At 57.5% G+C, this 17,960-nt stretch carries 19 protein-coding genes; 12 read left to right on the top strand and 7 right to left on the bottom strand.

Translation table 11 applies throughout. The features are described 5' to 3' along the window. Positions 1–11: 11 nt before the first annotated feature. Complete coding sequence (locus tag AC2FID_RS17715; RefSeq protein ID WP_108861114.1) at positions 12–500, bottom strand: DUF3576 domain-containing protein; 489 nt, start codon at positions 498–500, stop codon at positions 12–14. Between the two features lie 283 nt (positions 501–783). On the opposite strand from AC2FID_RS17715, the gene AC2FID_RS17710 reads away from it, so the two are divergent. Continuing rightward, positions 784–1,809, top strand: a complete 1,026-nt coding sequence (locus AC2FID_RS17710) for a porin (RefSeq protein ID WP_282120321.1) — start codon at positions 784–786, stop codon at positions 1,807–1,809. A gap of 101 nt (positions 1,810–1,910) precedes the next feature. Next, a complete protein-coding gene (locus tag AC2FID_RS17705; RefSeq protein WP_109310663.1) occupies positions 1,911–2,570 on the top strand; it encodes a YggS family pyridoxal phosphate-dependent enzyme in 660 nt (219 codons plus the stop codon). On the opposite strand, the gene AC2FID_RS17700 is transcribed toward AC2FID_RS17705, so the two are convergent. Continuing rightward, positions 2,554–3,054 (bottom strand): L,D-transpeptidase family protein, encoded by a 501-nt coding sequence (locus AC2FID_RS17700; protein ID WP_282170498.1) that lies wholly within the window; start codon positions 3,052–3,054, stop codon positions 2,554–2,556. The genes AC2FID_RS17705 and AC2FID_RS17700 overlap by 17 nt on opposite strands. After that, positions 3,051–4,145, bottom strand: coding sequence for a GTP cyclohydrolase II (gene ribA, locus AC2FID_RS17695; RefSeq protein ID WP_282170497.1), 1,095 nt, complete (start codon positions 4,143–4,145; stop codon positions 3,051–3,053). The genes AC2FID_RS17700 and ribA overlap by 4 nt, the downstream gene beginning before the upstream one ends. Positions 4,146–4,306: 161 nt before the next feature. On the opposite strand from ribA, the gene AC2FID_RS17690 reads away from it, so the two are divergent. Further along, the gene (locus AC2FID_RS17690) at positions 4,307–4,993 is read left to right on the top strand and encodes a response regulator transcription factor (RefSeq protein WP_058272567.1); all 687 of its coding nucleotides are present in this window, start codon (positions 4,307–4,309) and stop codon (positions 4,991–4,993) included. Positions 4,994–5,147: 154 nt separating this feature from the next. On the opposite strand, the gene AC2FID_RS17685 is transcribed toward AC2FID_RS17690, so the two are convergent. Continuing rightward, positions 5,148–5,708, bottom strand: coding sequence for a hypothetical protein (locus AC2FID_RS17685; protein WP_496837980.1), 561 nt, complete (start codon positions 5,706–5,708; stop codon positions 5,148–5,150). A gap of 181 nt (positions 5,709–5,889) precedes the next feature. On the opposite strand from AC2FID_RS17685, the gene AC2FID_RS17680 reads away from it, so the two are divergent. The 4 genes from AC2FID_RS17680 (at position 5,890) to AC2FID_RS17665 (ending at position 8,523) form a co-directional block, all read left to right on the top strand. Next, complete coding sequence (locus AC2FID_RS17680; protein WP_282152973.1) at positions 5,890–6,678, top strand: exodeoxyribonuclease III; 789 nt, start codon at positions 5,890–5,892, stop codon at positions 6,676–6,678. A gap of 76 nt (positions 6,679–6,754) precedes the next feature. Next, positions 6,755–7,672 carry a thioredoxin gene (gene trxA, locus AC2FID_RS17675; RefSeq protein ID WP_496837978.1) on the top strand — a complete coding sequence of 306 codons (918 nt, stop codon included), beginning with the start codon at positions 6,755–6,757 and terminating at the stop codon, positions 7,670–7,672. 27 nt (positions 7,673–7,699) lie between these two features. Next, the gene (locus AC2FID_RS17670; RefSeq protein ID WP_282170494.1) at positions 7,700–8,341 is read left to right on the top strand and encodes an LON peptidase substrate-binding domain-containing protein; all 642 of its coding nucleotides are present in this window, start codon (positions 7,700–7,702) and stop codon (positions 8,339–8,341) included. Next, the gene (locus AC2FID_RS17665) at positions 8,338–8,523 is read left to right on the top strand and encodes a Trm112 family protein (protein ID WP_496837976.1); all 186 of its coding nucleotides are present in this window, start codon (positions 8,338–8,340) and stop codon (positions 8,521–8,523) included. Before AC2FID_RS17670 ends, AC2FID_RS17665 begins: the two co-directional genes overlap by 4 nt. Here the strand turns inward: AC2FID_RS17665 and AC2FID_RS17660 are convergent. Then, entirely contained in the window at positions 8,520–9,782 is a 1,263-nt protein-coding gene (locus tag AC2FID_RS17660) for an FAD-dependent monooxygenase (protein WP_496837974.1), read from the bottom strand. The two genes, AC2FID_RS17665 and AC2FID_RS17660, sit on opposite strands and share 4 nt — an antisense overlap. 54 nt (positions 9,783–9,836) lie before the next feature. Here AC2FID_RS17660 and AC2FID_RS17655 point away from each other — a divergent pair, with 54 nt between their 5' ends. The 4 genes from AC2FID_RS17655 (at position 9,837) to AC2FID_RS17640 (ending at position 16,004) form a co-directional block, all read left to right on the top strand. Continuing rightward, positions 9,837–11,165, top strand: a complete 1,329-nt coding sequence (locus AC2FID_RS17655) for an amidase (RefSeq protein ID WP_496837972.1) — start codon at positions 9,837–9,839, stop codon at positions 11,163–11,165. A gap of 108 nt (positions 11,166–11,273) precedes the next feature. Next, on the top strand, positions 11,274–12,455 hold the full coding sequence (locus tag AC2FID_RS17650) for an aminotransferase class I/II-fold pyridoxal phosphate-dependent enzyme (RefSeq protein WP_496837970.1): 1,182 nt from the start codon (positions 11,274–11,276) through the stop codon (positions 12,453–12,455). Positions 12,456–12,469: 14 nt separating this feature from the next. After that, entirely contained in the window at positions 12,470–15,367 is a 2,898-nt protein-coding gene (locus tag AC2FID_RS17645) for a DNA translocase FtsK (protein WP_282170489.1), read from the top strand. Positions 15,368–15,407: 40 nt separating this feature from the next. Further along, positions 15,408–16,004, top strand: a complete 597-nt coding sequence (locus AC2FID_RS17640; RefSeq protein WP_282120310.1) for a LolA family protein — start codon at positions 15,408–15,410, stop codon at positions 16,002–16,004. A gap of 12 nt (positions 16,005–16,016) precedes the next feature. Here the strand turns inward: AC2FID_RS17640 and AC2FID_RS17635 are convergent, their stop codons facing one another. Together AC2FID_RS17635 and AC2FID_RS17630 are read right to left on the bottom strand one after the other, a co-directional pair. Next, positions 16,017–16,598 (bottom strand): transglycosylase SLT domain-containing protein, encoded by a 582-nt coding sequence (locus AC2FID_RS17635; protein ID WP_058272557.1) that lies wholly within the window; start codon positions 16,596–16,598, stop codon positions 16,017–16,019. 60 nt (positions 16,599–16,658) lie between these two features. Then, a complete protein-coding gene (locus tag AC2FID_RS17630; RefSeq protein ID WP_282120309.1) occupies positions 16,659–17,540 on the bottom strand; it encodes an AEC family transporter in 882 nt (293 codons plus the stop codon). 80 nt (positions 17,541–17,620) lie between these two features. Between AC2FID_RS17630 and hspQ the strand changes: the two genes are divergently transcribed. Further along, entirely contained in the window at positions 17,621–17,947 is a 327-nt protein-coding gene (hspQ, locus tag AC2FID_RS17625) for a heat shock protein HspQ (protein WP_108861127.1), read from the top strand. The last annotated feature ends 13 nt before the right edge of the window (positions 17,948–17,960 follow it).

Raw genomic sequence — 17,960 nt, 5'->3', positions numbered from 1 at the left:
TCAGCGGGTGGCTAGAGTTTGTTGTCCGCAATGCGCAACTGGCGTGCGCGATTCAGGATCGCATCCTCGACCGCCCGGGCCGTTGCAGCGCTGACCGGAGCGCCTCCGCTGCTTTGCAGTGCTACCGAAAGCGACCGCGCCGCCAGGGCCGGATCACTTATATGCACGGTCGCGCGATAAGAACGTCCGCCACCAGGAGGCGTGCCGTAACCTGTTACGATCACGCCGGTAAATGGATCAACTTCCTGAATTGGGAGGAAATTCAGCACATCCAGTGAGGCCGCCCACAAATACCGGTTCACATTGACGATCTGTTCAGCATTCCCGCGGTTGAACACGTCCCAGATTGTCGTGCGTTCTGGATCGTTCAGCTCTCGTTCTTCCGTGCGTGTGCTATCTGTATACAGCAACGCGGGATTCGGAGCCGCACTCTGATTCTGTCCGCAGGCCGACACGGCAGCAGTCATTATGATCAAACCGAAAATCGTCTGCAGGCGCATTGTCGACTGGTCCTGTTTCACTTGGTCTACTTTGTTACGTGTTACTCCTAGACAAGGTCCAGTTCAGCAACAACCCTATTCTTGTTACACATGTCAGTGTGGACGGCAGTTTAGCCCCCGAATATCGACTGTGGCATCCTTGCACCAATTTGGGGCCAATGCACCCTTCACATTTAAGGCAAGCTTGCGTGAAGGGGGTAATTCGAGCGAAACGGTTCCCGTGCTGAGACATGTGCTGAGGCATGTGTCGAGTAGAAAAACTTTTGAAACCGAGGGAAACAAGATGAAAAAAGTTCTCTTCGCATCGACCGCTCTGATCGCAACCGCAAGTGTTGCAGCGGCCGACGTTAAATTCAGCGGCTATGGCCGTTTTGGTATTGGCTACTACGAAGATCGTACCGGTACTGTTAACAACTTCACCACAGATGCAAACGGCGACATCATCGCTGATGGCACCTCGACCGTCGAAACCGACAGCACCATCCTGGTCTCGCGTTTCCGTCTGAACATCGACGGCACCGCAGAAACCGATGGCGGCGTTGAGTTCTCGGCTCGTGTTCGTCTGCAGGCTGACGAAAACGCCGGCAACGGTGAGCAGAACAGCGCTGGCCTGAACGGCGCACGCTTCTCGGTCATCTACGGTGGTCTGCGTGTTGACGCCGGCAACGTTGCGGGTTCCTTCGACAACCTGGCAAACTACTACGGTAACGAGCCTGGCCTGGAAGCCTTCATCGGTCAGTACTCGGGCGTTGACTATAGCTTCCTGGCTTACTCGTCGACCGGTTCGGGTTCGAACGCTGTGTTCTTCCAGTACGCAGTTGGCGATTTCGCATTCGGCGCGTCATATGACCAAGCAACTATTGCTTTTGACGGTGTTGCGCAGGACGCAGACCGCTGGGACATCAGCGCAACCTACAACTTCAACAACATCACCGCTGCACTGGCCTATGGTCAGACCAAGGCGAACGTGAACAGCGCGAGCGAAAAGCAGTCGCTGACCGTTCTGACCCTGGGTGCAGAATTCGGTGACTTCTCGGGTACTCTGTTTGTAGCTGACGATGACGTTGTAAACGACGATCGCAACGGCACCGCATACGGTCTGTCGCTGGCCTACAACCTGGGCGCGGCAACCACTCTGACCGCTGCTTACGGTGACGGTTCGGCGGATGACGACCTGCAGCAGTATGGTATCGGCGTTAAGTACGACCTGGGCGGCGGTGCATCGCTGCGCGGTGGTCTCGGCCAAGAGAAGCGCGGCGACGGCGACAGCCGTGTACGTGCCGACTTCGGTGCTCAGTTCAACTTCTAAGTTGAGCTAAACCACAAAGTTTAAGGGCAGGTCTTCGGACCTGCCCTTTTCTTTTGCGCGGACTTGGTGTTTTCCTGCCCCAAAGCAGAGAGAGGAAATCCATGTCGCTGCACGACATCACTGCCCGCATCGCCAAGGCCGAATCCGCCGCCGGACGACTTGCGGGTTCGACAAAGCTGATCGCGGTTTCAAAGGTCCAGCCGAATGAACGTGTTGAGGCTGTGCTGAGCCAAGGCCACCGCTGTTTTGGGGAAAACCGCGTGCAGGAAGCGGCCGAAAAGTGGCCGGGCTTTAAGGAGCAATTCTCAGGGATAGACCTGCATCTGATCGGACCGCTGCAAACCAACAAGGCCCGGCAGGCAATTGAACTGTTCAACGCGATTCACTCGGTGGATCGGCCCAAGCTTGCCAAAACGCTGGCACGGTTGGCGCAAGAGGTTGGCCACTGCCCGGATCTGTTCATTCAGGTCAATACCGGAGAAGAAGAGCAAAAAGCAGGGATCATGCCGGTTGATGCGGACGCCTTCATCGCCGAGTGCCGCGAACTGGATTTGCCGGTTCAGGGTCTGATGGCAATCCCGCCGGTTGAAGAGGAACCCTCGCTGCATTTTGCGTTGCTGGCCAAGATCGCCGAACGCAACGGTTTAGAAGGGCTCTCGATGGGGATGAGCGGTGACTTCGAGCAGGCGATCGCGTTGGGGGCCACCCATGTGCGCGTGGGGTCCGCCATCTTTGGCGAGAGGGTCAAACCTGCGGGATAATCAGACGCGTTCCGGGGGAAATTCTACGCGCGATCCAATGCAGATGGTCGCGGCGAAAAGCGACACAGCCTTCGGTCGGGTAGCCGGGGCGTCTCCACTGGTGAAGGAAAATGGCTGATCCCCGGCCTGACACAGAGTTCGGCCAGTTCCAGTCGGTGATCAGAACAAGATCGTACAGGGGGTCCGCGCGCCGCAGCTTTTCGTGGCTGGGGGCATAGGGCGCGCTGACCATCTGATTGTACTGGCTGTCCGCGCTGTCATCAGACCAAAGATCACCGGGGCCTATTGGGATGGCCCATGAGGACGGAGCTGCTATTCTATCTGGTCGAAACAGCATACTGACTATGTGATGCACACCGATTGGCGTTGCCCCATCGCCTTCGTGCTTGTCATCCGTCAGGCCGCCTTTTCCGATCGAACAAGGAAAGAGGCGCCCGGCAAACCGGATGCCCCGCGGAGTAAGAACCAGATCGTCCGGGGTCACAGCAAATGGCCCGACTTTGCGGCCTTGGTTGCCAGGTATCCCCGATTATGGGCTGTTTCGCCCACTTTCAGCGGTACTCTTTCGGTCACCGCGATGCCTGTCTTTTCCATCATCGCGATTTTCGCCGGGTTGTTTGTCAGCAATCGAACCGACGAAAACCCAAGTTCTTTCAGAATGTCCGATCCCAGTCGGAAATCACGTTCATCGTCTTCGAACCCCAATCGGTGATTGGCCTCGACCGTATCAAAACCCTGATCCTGCAGGAAATAGGCCCGCATCTTGTTGGCAAGGCCGATGCCGCGCCCTTCTTGATTGAGGTACAGCAACACGCCTGCGCCCTCGGACCCCATCTGGGCAAGCGCACCACGCAGCTGCGGCCCGCAATCGCATTTCAAGCTGCCCATCAAGTCGCCTGTGAAACAGGCCGAATGCAAACGGGCCAGCACAGGTTTGCTTCGGTCCGGACGCCCAATTTCCACGGCATAATGCTCTTCTCCGCCATCTTCGGGGCGGAAAACGTGCAGCCGACCGGCCTCGGACACTTCCATCGGCAGGCGCGCGGCGGCAATCGCGTGCAGGGTGCTTCGATCTGCCAGATGCGGCGCAGCGCGGGTATGGTCGATGCAGGTCAGGCCATGTGCCACCGCAAAATCGCGACCGTCATCAATTGGAACCACCACGGCGGCCGGCAAGAGGCGCGCGGACTTCGTCAAAGCGATGGCAATACGGTGCAGGTTGGCACTACCCTGACGCTCGGACATCAGGGGGCCTTTCATTGGGGTATTCAGATCATCCGAGGGATCGGCGACCGCCTGAACCCATGCGATGTCGGTGTCTGATGGGATAATTACCCGTGCGAGGTCGCCATCATAGGCGCGTGCCTTCAGCGTTTCTGCGCGTCTTACGGTGATCGCGACCACAGGCTGACCTTCGAAGTTCCGTAGGTCGGCCAGCCGTTGTGCGCTTAATGTCTCGGACGCTATCGCTATGACGCTGAACCCGCTGTCATCAGTCAATACGACGGGAACGCCCATACGCAGATCCGCGCGGGCCCGTGCCAGCAATTCCGAGATATCGGGGATAAGACTCATCTATGTTACCCTATAACGTGTTGGTCTTCGTCTAACCCGAACAGAAGAAAAAGTGAAACAATTCCTCTGCGTCAGACACGAGGGCGTGAGACCATTGCAGTAAATCTTGTTGATTGCATCTTCCGCACGCAAATGGTGGAAAAGGCTTAGGAGGACCGGACATGGCTCAGCTCAAGAAAATCCTGCTGGTGGATGACGATGAAGATCTGCGCGAGGCGCTCAGCGAGCAACTCGTGATGACCGAGGATTTCGACGTGTTCGAAGCGGCAGACGGTCAATCCGCCATGGAGCGCGCACGCGAGGCGATTTACGATCTGGTCATTCTGGACGTCGGTCTGCCGGATACGGACGGTCGTGAGCTGTGCCGTCTGATGCGCAAACAAGGCGTCAAAAGCCCGATCCTGATGCTGACCGGCCATGACAGCGACGCAGATACCATTCTGGGTTTAGATGCCGGTGCCAATGATTACGTCTCCAAGCCGTTCAAATTTCCGGTCCTGCTGGCCCGCATCCGCGCGCAGTTGCGCCAGCATGAGCAATCCGAGGACGCGGTCTTTGTGTTGGGACCATACACCTTCAAGCCGGCGATGAAGATGTTGATCACCGAAGAGGATCGCAAGATCCGCCTGACCGAAAAAGAAACCAACATTCTCAAGTTCCTATACCGCTCGGCAGATGGCGTGGTCGCCCGCGACGTCCTGCTGCACGAGGTCTGGGGCTATAACGCTGGTGTCACCACACATACGCTGGAAACCCACATCTATCGTCTGCGCCAAAAGATCGAACCCGATCCATCGAACGCGCGCCTTTTGGTCACAGAATCGGGCGGATATCGCTTGGTCTCGTAACTCTGGGTGGATTGACGTGGATCAAAGTGATACTCTGGATGTGTAATTAGAGTACTCCCAACCCGCGCATGTCCGGGTTATGACATGCACCTCCCTGTTGGACTGCCGGGCCTTATGGCCCGGCCTTTTTTGTTGGGAGGAATTAAGCTGCGGCCTATGAAGCAGCAATGCCACAATTTCGGAACTCGGTGATTTTGGCCCAAGAGTTTTTGTTTTTTGAGCTTAAGGCAAGACCAAAGTGAGTGGTCGTTACAGTATCAACCGAGTATGTACCTGCGTCACCTGATCTGGCTTTAACGCGATAACGTGTAGGTCCTACTACAGTGGTCTTTGACGTTGTTTGTGAAACGATACCATCGGCGTTTCGATAGGTGTAAGAGCACTTTCCCGGAACACCAAAACAGCTGTGTGGTTCGAACATCTCCCACTTTCCGTTCGCCCAAGTGCGCTGGGTCATCAAGCCCTCTTTGTCGTACTCGGTTGTCTTTACTCTGTTTTTGTTTCCAGATTTATCCTTTGTGGTGACGATGTACTTGCCAGATCGCTGCCCGTCGAAGGTGTTGACCCAGATGTTGCCGTTCGAATACTCGACAGTCCAACTGCAGCCGCTTGGCATGTCCCAGAAACGGACTTCTTTGGCAAAGACTGCATTTGCAGCGACAAATGAAAGCAAGGCTGAGGCCGCAAACTGAATTAGATAAGTTCTGTTTTTCATAATATTATTCTCGTCAATAAGACGCCCGCGCAGTGGTTCAAGTCTCAACTGATCTCAAAAGCAAGGTCGGCATCAAGCCCAAATTACGTTTTTGCAGAAGCTCACCCCGGGCACACATTTCTCATGGCACCCCATCCCACACCACGCTAACCTCCGCCCAACCGCGACAGAGGAATCCCCCATGCCCTTTACTCTTGCTACCTGGAACATCAACTCGGTCCGCCTGCGCGAGCCTATCGTGCTGAAATTACTGCAGGAAGAAGCTCCCGATGTATTGTGTTTGCAGGAGTGCAAGTCGCCGGTTGAGAAGATCCCAACCGACGGATTTGCCGAACTGGGGTACACCCACATGGTTGCAAGGGGCCAGAAGGGGTATAACGGCGTCGCCATCCTGTCGCGCCTGCCGATGGAAGAAGTCGGTGACAAGGATTTTGCAGGTCTCGGCCACGCGCGCCACATCGCTGGGCGATTGGAAAACGGTGTCACCATTCACAATTTCTACGTCCCGGCCGGTGGCGACATCCCGGACCGTGAAAAGAACGAGAAGTTCGGGCAGAAGCTCGACTATCTCACGGATATGCGCGACTGGTTCCATGCCGAAAAGCCCGAAAAGTCCATTCTGGTTGGCGATCTGAACATCGCCCCGCGCGAGGATGATGTCTGGTCGCATAAGCAACTTCTCAAGGTCGTCTCACACACGCCGATCGAGGTTGAGGCGCTGGCCGAAACGCAGGACGCAGGCGGATGGGTGGACATTACCCGTCAGGACATCCCCGACGGGCAGCTATACAGTTGGTGGTCCTACCGGGCCCGCGATTGGGACGCAGCCGACAAGGGGCGACGTCTGGACCATGTCTGGGCCACGCAGGATATTTCGAACGCAGGGCACTCCAGCCGCGTTCTGCGCGATGCGCGCGGGTGGGAAAAACCCAGCGACCACGCACCAGTCTTTGCGACATTCGACCTTTGACCCTGCAACTCTCCCCTTGGTTTCTGCCCTTTGCAGTTGCATATAGGGGCCAAATTCGAACGAAAGAGTGAATGCCATGGACCTTCTGAACGCCGCAGCCGGACCCGATACCGCCGATCTGATCAAGGACGGATCCGAGGCCACCTTTATGGCCGATGTCGTCGAGGCCTCGCAGGAAATCCCTGTGATCGTGGATTTCTGGGCCCCATGGTGTGGTCCGTGCAAAACGCTTGGGCCGCTGTTGGAAGAGGCTGTGACCGCCGCCAAAGGGGCGGTGAAGATTGTTAAGATCAATGTGGATGAGGCGCAGATGATCGCCTCTCAAATGCGCGTTCAATCGATCCCGACGGTATACGCGTTCTACAAAGGCCAGCCGGTCGATGGGTTTCAGGGCGCCGTGCCGGGGTCCGAGATCAAGGCGTTCGTGGACCGAGTTATTGAGGCCGCAGGTGGTGAAAGCCCCGGCGGTCAGTTGGATGACGCTGTTCTGGCCGCCGAAGAAATGCTGGCCGATGGCGCAGCTGTGGATGCCGCACAGACCTTTTCCGCCATTCTGGGGGAAGACCCGAACCACGCCGCCGCTTATGGCGGTCTGGTGCGCGCCCATATTGCAGCAGGCGATCTGGAGCAGGCCGAGGCGATTTTGAACGGCGCACCCGCAGAGATTTCAACCTCGGCCGAGGTTGAGGCCGCCCATGCCCAACTGGAGCTGGCGAAACAGGCTGCCGATGCTGGTCCTGTGGGTGAGCTGAAAGCAGCGGTTGAGGCAGATGCCGACAACCATCAGGCGCGGTTCGATCTTGCACAGGCGCTGCACGCCAGTGGTGAAGTTGAAGAGGCTGTTACGCAATTGTTGGAACTGTTCCGCCGCGACCGCGAGTGGGATGACGGTGCCGCAAAGGCGCAACTGTTCACCATTTTTGACGCGCTGAAGCCCAATGATCCGATTGTTCTGAACGGGCGGCGCAAGCTCAGCTCGATGATATTTGCCTAATTCCTGATCAGGGCTACACTCGGGTACATGATGCATCCCGCTGATCTGCCGGAGACGGTATCCGTTTTCCCATTGCCCGGGGCGCTTTTGCTGCCCCGGTCTCGCTTGCCGCTACATATTTTTGAGCCGCGCTACCTGCAAATGCTGGACGACGCGCTGAAAACGCCTGAACGCTTGATCGGCATGGCCCAGCCGAACCCCTGTCAGTCCAACGAAAGCAAGCTGCACCAAATCGGTTGTGCCGGACGTGTGACACAGTTTTCTGAAACCGAAGATGGTCGCTACCTGATTACATTGTCCGGCATCTCGCGATTTCGGATCAAGTCCGAGCTGGATGCGTTTACGCCTTATCGCCGTTGTGCTGTTTCATGGGACGGGTTTGACCGCGATCTTGGCAAGGCCGAGGCGGACAATGCGTTCGATCGGTTGCGATTTTTGGATCTGCTTGAACGGTTTTTTTCCTCGCGCCAGCTGTCGACCGACTGGGACACGTTGAAGGATGCCGATGACGAGCTGCTAGTGAATTCTCTGTCGATGCTGCTGGATTTCGATCCCGAAGAGAAACAGGCGCTGCTTGAGGCACCTTGCCTTCGCACGCGCCGCGAGACATTGGTGACGTTGATTGAATTCGCCATGCGCGGCGGATCGAGCGAGGAAAAACTGCAATGACCGAACCTGAACACCTATTTGATCGCCACATGCTTGAGGCGCTGATCTGTCCGCAGACGCACACTACTTTGCACTACGACGCCGAAAAGCAGGAACTGGTGTCCAAAGCTGCCAATCTAGCCTTTCCGATCCGCAACGGTATCCCGGTGATGCTGGTGGATGAAGCCCGGCACCTTGACTAAATCGCGCGCCCTTGCAGAAGTTTCGGCAGATCTCCGGTCAGCCCGGCGGCCTCACGGACAAAGCCGCGACGTAGTCCGGGGATCGAGCCGACGATCTCCATCCCGATGTCGCGCCCGAAGCGCAGAATCGGGTTGTCGTTCGAAAACAGCTTGTTGAACACATCGGTCGCCATGGCCAGCGCCGCCGTGTCGAACCGTCTCCATTCCTGGTAACGTTCCAAAACCAATACCGAACTGATATCTTCGCCACGCCGTCCGGCCAGTGTCAGAACTTCCGCCAAGGCACCTACGTCCCGAAGACCTGCGTTCAAACCCTGACCTGCAATTGGATGCATGCCGTGGGCGGCGTCCCCGACCAAAGCCATGCGGTCACCGATAAAGGAATTGGCGATCGTCAGGTTTAGCGGATAGGTGAATCGGTCGCCCTGAAGGCGGATGTCACCCAGAAAATCACCAAAGCGCGGGCGCAATACCTGCAGATAGTCCGCCTCGGGCATGGCGTTGATGCGTTTGGCCATTTCGGAGCGTTCGCTCCAGACGATCGAGCTGCGATTGCCGGTCAGCGGCAGAATCGCCAAGGGGCCGGGGGGCATGAAGAACTGATGCGCCACGCCGTTATGGGGCAGGTCATGCTCAATGGCACAGACCAGCGCGGTCTGGCCGTAGTCCCAACCGGTGCGCTTGATCCCAGCACGCGCTGCGGTGCCACTGCGGCGCCCGTCACAGCCAACCAACAATCCGCCGGTCAGGGTCGTGCCATCATCCAGCGTCAGCGTTACGCCGGTGTCGTCGGTGGCTTGTGCGACAACGGTTTTGCCGCTGATCTGCGTGATGCCGTCCTGTTCGGCCATGGCATCCAGAAACGCGCGGCGCAGGTGGCGGTCTTCGACCATGTAACCCATCGGGCCTTCTTCAATCTCGGCATGGTCAAAATGCAGGAAAAACGGGGATGGGCCTGCACCAGAATGCCCATCAGTGACTTTGATCTCAAGCATGGGTTGGGCATGTTCTGTCACCTTGTCCCAGACGCCAACCGCATCCAGCAGCCGCTGCGAGGCCAGCGCCAGCGCATAGGCGCGCCCGTCAAAAGCCGCGTTTTTCCGTGCTTTTTCGGCCAATGCGTCGATGACGGTGACAGAATGCCCTGTCTGGGCCAGTGCCAGTGCCAGGGCCGGGCCGTTTAGGCCGCCGCCTACAATCAGGATATCCGAGTTGTGTTCCATGGCCTGCAATATGCGCGCCCTTTCGGGATTGTCCATGTGCGGTCCTGTCGCTACCGTCCCTCAAAGTGCTTTTTTCGCAAGGGGGCAGGGATGCAGGGCTGGCTGACCATGACGGCGTGTGATCTGGGTCGGGGTATCGGCATGGGACAGATCGATCCAGTTGAATTGACCGAGACCTATCTGACCGCCATCGACGCGCATCCGCACCGCGACAGGATCTATGCCCGCGTTACGCATGATCGTGCCAGGGCCGAGGCACAGGCTGCGCAGGAGCGCGCCAATCTGGGCCTGCGGCGGTCCCTGTTGGATGGTGTGCCGATCAGCTGGAAAGATCTGTTCGACACCGCCGGCACCGCGACTGAGGCAGGCTCGGCCTTGCTGAAAGGCCGGGTGCCCGAAATGGACGCGGTCGTTGTGCGTAACGCCACCGCCATGGGCACGGTCTGTCTGGGCAAGACGCATATGAGCGAGCTGGCCTTCTCAGGCCTTGGCCTGAACCCGATCACTGGCACGCCCCCATGCATTGACGATGAAGACGCCGTATCCGGAGGCTCTTCTTCCGGCGCGGCCGCATCGGTGGCCTGGGGGCTTGCCGCCTGTGGGATTGGTTCGGATACGGGCGGGTCAGTGCGCATTCCAGCGGCCTGGAACAATCTGGTCGGGCTGAAAACCACCGCCGGGCGCGTCAGCCTTGAGGGTACAGTGCCCTTGTGTCTGCGGTTCGACACTGTTGGTCCACTGACCCGCTCAGTCGAGGACGCGGCTCAGATGCTGGCCTTGCTCGAGGGGCGCTCTCCACCGGATCTTCGCGGTGCCAGCCTGAAAGGCCGCCGCTTTGCCAATCTTCAGACTGTGGCACAGGACGACCTGAGGGATGAACCGCGTAAGGCCTTTGAGGATGGGTTGCAAAAACTCACCGAGGCAGGGGCCGAGATCGTACCGCTGGACGTCCCCGAGCTGCACGACGCCATGGCGCTGTCCGGCATTCTGTACACGACCGAAGCTTATGGGTTGTGGCGCGATGTGATCGAGGCCAACCCTGACGCCATGTATCCCGAGATACTGGAACGGTTTCGGTCGGGTCAAAACGCGACCGGTGCCGATTACATCGCGGCCTGGTCCAGGCTGAAAGCCTGTCGGGCTGCATGGGATGCCGCCACATCCGGGTTTGATGCGGTGCTTGCGCCGACAGCGCCCATTTTGCCGCCGAATCTGGATCGGTTGATGAATGACCATGACTACTATGTCACGGAAAATCTGTTGGCGCTGCGCAACACCCGTATTGGCAATCTGATGGGACTTGCTGCACTGACACTGCCGACCGGAATACCCGGGTGTGGCGTGATGATGATGGGATATCCGGGGTCAGAAGAGGCCCTGCTAAGGCTGGGATCAGCCGCCGAGACGGCGTTGGCCTGAATGCCACAATCCCCTGATTCGCCACCTCTTTGTCTGGACGAAACCGGGTGCGATCTGTAGTCTGCCTGTAAAACGGGGCGAAATGATCCCGGTATTGAGGCAGTAGTTATGAATTTCCCCGAACGGTTTTCGGACCTACCGGAATATGCATTCCCGCGTCTGCGCACCCTGTTGGATCATCACCAGCCGGGTGGCGAAGTGATTCACATGACCATTGGCGCGCCTATGCATGATTTTCCGGCGTGGGTCACCGATGTGATCACAGAAAACGCGGCCGGGTTTAAAGGATACCCTCCAAACGAAGGGTCGCCCGAGTTGCGGTCGGCGATTACTGACTGGATTGATCGCCGCTATGGCGTTTCGATGGACCCTGACACCAACGTGATGGCGTTGAATGGCACGCGCGAAGGATTGTACAACGCCGCGATGGCGCTGTGCCCCGAGCAGAAAAACGGTGAAAAGCCCGTCATACTGTGCCCGAATCCATTCTACCAGGTCTATATGGTGGCCTCGCTGTCGGTTCGTGCCGAGCCTGTATTCGTATCCGCAACTGCCGCCACAGGTCACTTGCCGAACTATTCGGGGCTACCAAAGGACGTTCTGAACCGCACCGTAGCGGCCTATATCTGTTCTCCCGCCAATCCGCAGGGCGCAGTCGCCTCGCGCGACTATTGGGTCGAACTGATCCAACTGGCCGAAACCTATGATTTCCGCATCTTCGCGGATGAATGTTATTCCGAAATTTACCGCGACACGGCACCAACCGGTGTGCTGACCGTCGCGCAGGAACTCGGGGCCGATCCGGAGCGGATCACCTTGTTCAATTCACTGTCGAAGCGGTCCAATCTGGCTGGTCTGCGCTCGGGCCTGATCGCCGGTGGTCCCGAGACCATCAAGAGGGTCAAGCAGTTACGCAACTACGCAGGTGCGCCTTTACCGCTACCTTTGCAGGCTGCCGCCGCAAAAGTTTGGGCAGATGAGGTGCATGTTGTAGAGAACCGCGCGCTGTATCAGGAAAAATACACGATCGCGGATGAGGTTTTCGCGGGCGTGCAGGGCTATATGGCGCCTGAAGCCGGGTTTTTCCTATGGCTGCCAGTCGAAAATGGCGAGCAAACCACATTAAGGCTGTGGCAGGAAACCGGTGTTCGGGTGCTGCCTGGTGCATATCTTTCTCAAGGTGATCCGGGGCAAAACCCGGGCGAACAATTTATCCGGGTCGCAATGGTGGCCCCAAAAACAGAGTTGCGGCAGGGGCTGATTACGCTCCGTGACTGCATCTATTCGTGAGGTACGAGGGCAAAATGGCATCATATAACGCGCGCAACCGCGATCCATTGCTGGACAGTACGACCCAGGCCGCCATCGAAAGGCGTAGCAAGGAACTGATCGGGATCGCCCTGATCCTGCTGGGGCTGGCTTCAGCCGCGATGATCTGGTCCTACACGCCGGATGATCCGAACTGGATGGTGTCGACAGACGCGCCAGTGCAGAACTGGATGGGGCGGATTGGGGCGTCGATCGCCGCGCCGCTGTTCATGATCGTCGGATGGGGCAGTTGGAGCATCGCGCTGGTGCTGATTGGCTGGGGCATACGCTTTGCCGGGCACTTCGGCGAGGAACGCGCAGTGGCCCGCCTTATCTTTGCTCCGATCTGGATTGCCATCGTTTCCGTTTATGCCGCGACTTTGGTGCCGGGTGAGGCATGGCGCACGACCCACAGCTTTGGTCTGGGGGGCTTGTTCGGTGATACCGTCATGGGTGCGTTGCTGACACTGCTGCCTATATCGTCACATTTCATGGTCAAACTGATGTCGCTGGCGATGGCAGCTGGCATGCTGGTGCTGGGTACATTTGTCCTTGGATTCACAAAAGTCGACGTGCGCAAAGGCACGCGTGCCTTCTTGTTGGGCCTTGTGATGTCCTATGACATGTTGATGAACCTCTTGGGTCGCAGTGCGTCGGTTACCGCACAGGCGGCACGAGATCGCCGGGCACAGTGGGAAGAGCGCAAGGCCATCCGCGCAGAGGCCAACGACGCGGTGTTTGACGACGATATGGCGTATGCCGATCCGATGTTCGAAGAGCCGGATTTCGAAGAGCCCGAACCCGCAAAACCCGGTCTGCTGGCGCGGATGCCAAGCCTGATCCGCCGCGCCGATCCCATGCCGGAACCTGAACTGGTCGCCCGCGAACCGGTTGCCGGATTCGATGAAATGCCGGGTGAAGATCGTATCAAGTCCAAGATTTCCGCAGCCGTGCGCAATCGCAAAGTGGCCGCGGGTGAAGTGGCGCCAGAGGTCGATCCAACCCTGCCTTTGACCAAAGGGCGTGGCCGGGGGCCGGACCCGTTGATTTTGAACGCCAGAGGCGGAGAGGAGCTTCCCCCCGAGCCGCCGATGACATTGGACGGTCTGCCGCCTGAGCCGATGCTGACAGCAGAGCCTGAACCCGAGTGGCATCAGGAACCCCTGCATCATGATTTTGCCCCCGAGCCCGTCTTTGAGGATGAGGCCGTATTTGAAGACGCACCCGAACCCGAACCGGCCCCGCTTCCTGCGATGAAAATTCCAGTGGCCGAGCCGCGCAAACCCGTAGTGGCACAGCCTGTTCGCCGCACCCCTGCGCCGTCGCGTCGTGCACAGGCCGAAGCACAGCCTGGGTTGTCCTTTGAAGACCGGCATTCGGACTTTGAGCTGCCGCCTTTGAGCTTGCTGTCCAACCCTTCCAGCATTCAGCGCCATCACCTCAGCGATGAGGCATTGGAAGAAAACGCGCGCATGTTGGAAAACGTGCTGGACGACTATGGCGTCAAGGGTGAGATCACCAGTGTCCGCCCCGGCCCGGTTGTTACCATGTACGAACTAGAGCCTGCTCCGGGCCTGAAAGCGAGCCGGGTTATCGGTCTGGCCGACGATATCGCGCGCTCGATGTCGGCACTGTCGGCACGTGTTTCGACCCTGCCGGGTCGTTCGGTGATCGGGATCGAATTGCCCAATGAAAACCGCGAGATGGTGGTGTTGCGCGAAATCCTTGCCAGCCGTGATTTTGGTGATGGTAACCACGCGCTGCCACTGGCGCTGGGCAAGGATATCGGCGGCGAATCCATGGTCGCAAACCTGGCCAAGATGCCCCACTTGTTGATTGCGGGGACAACCGGTTCCGGTAAGTCGGTTGCGATCAACACCATGATCCTATCGCTGCTATATAAGCTGACACCGGACGAATGTCGCCTGATCATGATCGACCCCAAGATGCTGGAACTGTCCGTCTATGATGGCATTCCGCATCTGCTGTCGCCCGTTGTGACCGACCCGAAAAAGGCGGTTGTCGCCCTGAAATGGGTCGTGGGCGAGATGGAAGACCGCTATCGCAAGATGTCCAAGATGGGCGTGCGCAACATCGCGGGTTACAATGGTCGCGTGAAGGACGCGTTGGCCAAGGGCGAGATGTTCAGCCGCACCGTGCAGACCGGGTTCGACGATGAAACCGGCGAGCCAACGTTCGAGACAGAAGAGTTCGCGCCCGAAGCGATGCCATACATCGTCGTGATTGTTGATGAGATGGCCGACCTGATGATGGTCGCGGGCAAAGAGATCGAGGCCTGTATCCAGCGACTGGCGCAGATGGCAAGGGCCTCGGGTATTCACCTGATCATGGCCACGCAGCGCCCCTCGGTCGATGTGATTACCGGTACGATCAAGGCGAACTTCCCAACCCGGATTTCGTTCCAGGTGACCTCGAAAGTCGACAGCCGCACTATTCTGGGCGAAATGGGGGCCGAGCAACTGCTGGGGCAGGGCGACATGCTGTATATGGCAGGTGGCGCCAAGATCACCCGTTGCCACGGCCCGTTTGTTTCGGACGAGGAAGTCGAGGAAATCGTCAACCACCTGAAACAGTTCGGCCCACCGGACTATGTAAACACCGTACTGGACGGCCCATCTGAAGATAAAGCCGACAACATCGATGCCGTATTGGGCCTCAACACCGGTGGCAACACCAACGGGGAAGACGCGCTATACGATCAGGCGGTGGCGATTGTGATCAAGGATCGCAAATGCTCGACCTCGTACATTCAGCGGAAACTTGCCATTGGCTACAACAAAGCTGCGCGACTTGTTGAGCAAATGGAAGATGAAGGCGTTGTTTCGTCGGCAAATCATGTCGGGAAACGCGAAATCCTCGTACCCGAACAATAGGATATTTAATAACAAGGGCAGAGCGCTTATCTGGGAACTTATGAAACAGATTGCCTTTGCCCTTGCTTTGACACTCGCCGCGCCTGCGGCCTGGGCGGCTGATAAGCTGCCGTTGTCCCAAATCTCAAACTACCTCAATGGCCTCAAAACCGTTGAGACCACGTTTACACAAGTCAACGATGACGGCTCGCTGAGCACCGGAAAGCTGTGGATAGAACGCCCCGGTAAGATGCGGTTCGAATATGACCCGCCCAACAGCGCTGTGGTTCTGGCGCGCGCAGGTACGGTGCAGATCTTTGATCCGAAATCTAACCAGCCCCCTGAACAGTATCCGTTAAAACGCACACCCCTGTCGCTGGTGCTGGCGCGTAACGTCAATCTGGGGCAGGCGAATATGGTGGTTGCCCATGATTTTGACGGGACGGCCACGGTTGTTACCGCTCGGGACCCAAAGAACCCCGATTCCGGCCGGATTGAACTGATGTTCACGGGGGACCCGATCGAGCTGCGCAAATGGGTCATTCACGACAATGCCGGCAGTCAGACGACCGTTCTGCTGGGGCAGCTGAGTACCGGCGGAAATCTCAGCAACGATCTGTTTTCCAGATCAAAAAGAAGCGGGTCAGGCAATCGCTGACCCGCACTCCTGTCAGTAGCGGCAATTGGCCAGCTGCGCCTGATAGAGCTTGGCGCGTGCATCCACGTCATTGGCGACGTTCAACAGCCAGGATTTGCTGTTATGGCTGCCGCGGGCAAAGCCGGTGTGCCCCTCGTGATACGCCAGATACTGGTTGCGCGTATCTGTGGGGTGAATACCGTTCCGCTGATGGCTTTTGTTCATGTACCAGCCGATGAAATCTGACGCATCGCGGATGCGGTCCCGCTTGGCGCGGCGTTTGCCGGTTTCCTTGCGATATTCATCCCAGGTGCCGTCCAGCGCCTGGCTGAATCCGTAGGCGCTGCTTTGACGGCCCATGGGGATCACACCCAGAACGTATTGGTGCGGCGTACGTGCGTCGTGTTTATAGCGGCTTTCCTGATAGATCGTCGCCATTTGAACGTGAATTGGGACGCCCCATTTTCGTTCGGTGCTTTTGAACGCCTTGATAAAATCAGGCCGTTCGCGCGCAATGCTGCACGCGTCATTCAATCTGCTCGGGGGCTGTTTGGACCCGCCGCCGCAGGATGCCAAAAGCAGCACCCCGAAGAGTACGAAAAGAATTCTGCTCATGTGCCTCGTGCCTTTTTTCTTTATTCTAGCGCAAATTGAGCGATTAGGAAATCACAATCGTTATAGAACAATGGCTAGAATTATAGGCAAAGCGCCCACGCTTAGCACAGTTGATACCATGACCATCCCTGCAACCGCGTCCGAATCCGCGTCAAACCGCTCGGCCAGCAGGTACGATGTAACCGCGACCGGGGTGCACATCTGCAGGACCAATACTCCAAAAGCGGTTGCGTCCAGATCAAAGAATCGAGCTATTGCCCAGCCGAGCGCGAAGCAGACCAGCAGCTTCAGGACGGACAGCCAGATCGCCTGACCCAATTTGCGGGTCGTCAGCCTTGCAATTGCCACGCCGACTGTAATCAACATCATGGGGATGGCCATTTGGCCTAGCAGCTCTAGCGTATTGGTCAGGAACAGTGGCGTTTCCCAGTCTTGCCATAGGAATAAGGCCCCAAGCAGGGTTGCCCAAACCATCGGTTCGCGCGCAACTTTGCCGAATGCACCCTTTCCAGCGACGAGGTAAATTCCATAGGTGAAAGAAAACAGGGCGGTAATTGCCAGGAAAATGACTGCAAAACCCAGACCTGCCTGACCAAACGCAAAAATACACAGCGGCAGGCCCAGATTTCCGGTATTGCCAAAAATCAGTGGCGACAGGTAAGTCCGACGGTCCAGGTTTGAAAGTCGAACGAAAACGCCAAAGGCCACGGCAAGGCCAATATGACCCGCAATTGCGGCCAGTGTGAAGCGGGTCAACTCTCCTGCCGGGATCTCGGTTTGCATCAGCGCCACAAAGATCAGGCTGGGCACGGCAAGCGTCACGGCAAGGCGCGTCACAAACTCCAAACGGTACTCAAAACCAAGTTTGACCCAGGTGAATCCAATGCCCGCCAGCAGAAAAACCGGCGCCACAATTTCGAACACTGTCAGTAAGATGTTCACAGACTGTTTCCTTTAATTTCCGATCAATGATTGGCATTCCGGCCCGGAAAGAGGTAGTAAGATCTCTGGGGGCTGAGATAATGCTGAAGACAAATGCCAAGTACCGCCTGGGACAGGTGGTCCGCCATAAAAAGCATCCCTTCCGAGGGGTGATTTTTGACGTGGACCCGGAATTTTCCAACACAGAAGAGTGGTATCAGGCCATTCCCGAGGACAGCCGCCCCATCAAGGATCAGCCGTTTTACCATCTGCTCGCAGAAAACGACCAATCCTTCTATGTGGCTTATGTTTCAGAACAAAATCTGGTTGCCGACCAATCCGGGGAACCGGTTGAGCATCCTGATATTCCTGACATGTTCGGTCCTTTCGAGAATGGCGCGTACCCGCTGCACTTTAATTTGAACTAAGTGATTTGGTGCG

This window comes from Ruegeria sp. CDSC068 (genome assembly GCF_059610545.1).
Note: the sequence above shows the minus strand (reverse complement) of the source record. Positions and strands in the feature narration are given on the sequence as shown.

Coding starts and splice junctions, on each gene's coding strand:
- AC2FID_RS17715 (WP_108861114.1), bottom strand. CDS start 500: ATGCGCCTGCAGACGATTTTCGGTTTGATCATAATGACTGCTGCCGTG.
- AC2FID_RS17710 (WP_282120321.1), top strand. CDS start 784: ATGAAAAAAGTTCTCTTCGCATCGACCGCTCTGATCGCAACCGCAAGT.
- AC2FID_RS17705 (WP_109310663.1), top strand. CDS start 1,911: ATGTCGCTGCACGACATCACTGCCCGCATCGCCAAGGCCGAATCCGCC.
- ribA (WP_282170497.1), bottom strand. CDS start 4,145: ATGAGTCTTATCCCCGATATCTCGGAATTGCTGGCACGGGCCCGCGCG.
- AC2FID_RS17690 (WP_058272567.1), top strand. CDS start 4,307: ATGGCTCAGCTCAAGAAAATCCTGCTGGTGGATGACGATGAAGATCTG.
- AC2FID_RS17685 (WP_496837980.1), bottom strand. CDS start 5,708: ATGAAAAACAGAACTTATCTAATTCAGTTTGCGGCCTCAGCCTTGCTT.
- AC2FID_RS17680 (WP_282152973.1), top strand. CDS start 5,890: ATGCCCTTTACTCTTGCTACCTGGAACATCAACTCGGTCCGCCTGCGC.
- trxA (WP_496837978.1), top strand. CDS start 6,755: ATGGACCTTCTGAACGCCGCAGCCGGACCCGATACCGCCGATCTGATC.
- AC2FID_RS17670 (WP_282170494.1), top strand. CDS start 7,700: ATGATGCATCCCGCTGATCTGCCGGAGACGGTATCCGTTTTCCCATTG.
- AC2FID_RS17665 (WP_496837976.1), top strand. CDS start 8,338: ATGACCGAACCTGAACACCTATTTGATCGCCACATGCTTGAGGCGCTG.
- AC2FID_RS17660 (WP_496837974.1), bottom strand. CDS start 9,782: ATGGACAATCCCGAAAGGGCGCGCATATTGCAGGCCATGGAACACAAC.
- AC2FID_RS17655 (WP_496837972.1), top strand. CDS start 9,837: ATGCAGGGCTGGCTGACCATGACGGCGTGTGATCTGGGTCGGGGTATC.
- AC2FID_RS17650 (WP_496837970.1), top strand. CDS start 11,274: ATGAATTTCCCCGAACGGTTTTCGGACCTACCGGAATATGCATTCCCG.
- AC2FID_RS17645 (WP_282170489.1), top strand. CDS start 12,470: ATGGCATCATATAACGCGCGCAACCGCGATCCATTGCTGGACAGTACG.
- AC2FID_RS17640 (WP_282120310.1), top strand. CDS start 15,408: ATGAAACAGATTGCCTTTGCCCTTGCTTTGACACTCGCCGCGCCTGCG.
- AC2FID_RS17635 (WP_058272557.1), bottom strand. CDS start 16,598: ATGAGCAGAATTCTTTTCGTACTCTTCGGGGTGCTGCTTTTGGCATCC.
- hspQ (WP_108861127.1), top strand. CDS start 17,621: ATGCTGAAGACAAATGCCAAGTACCGCCTGGGACAGGTGGTCCGCCAT.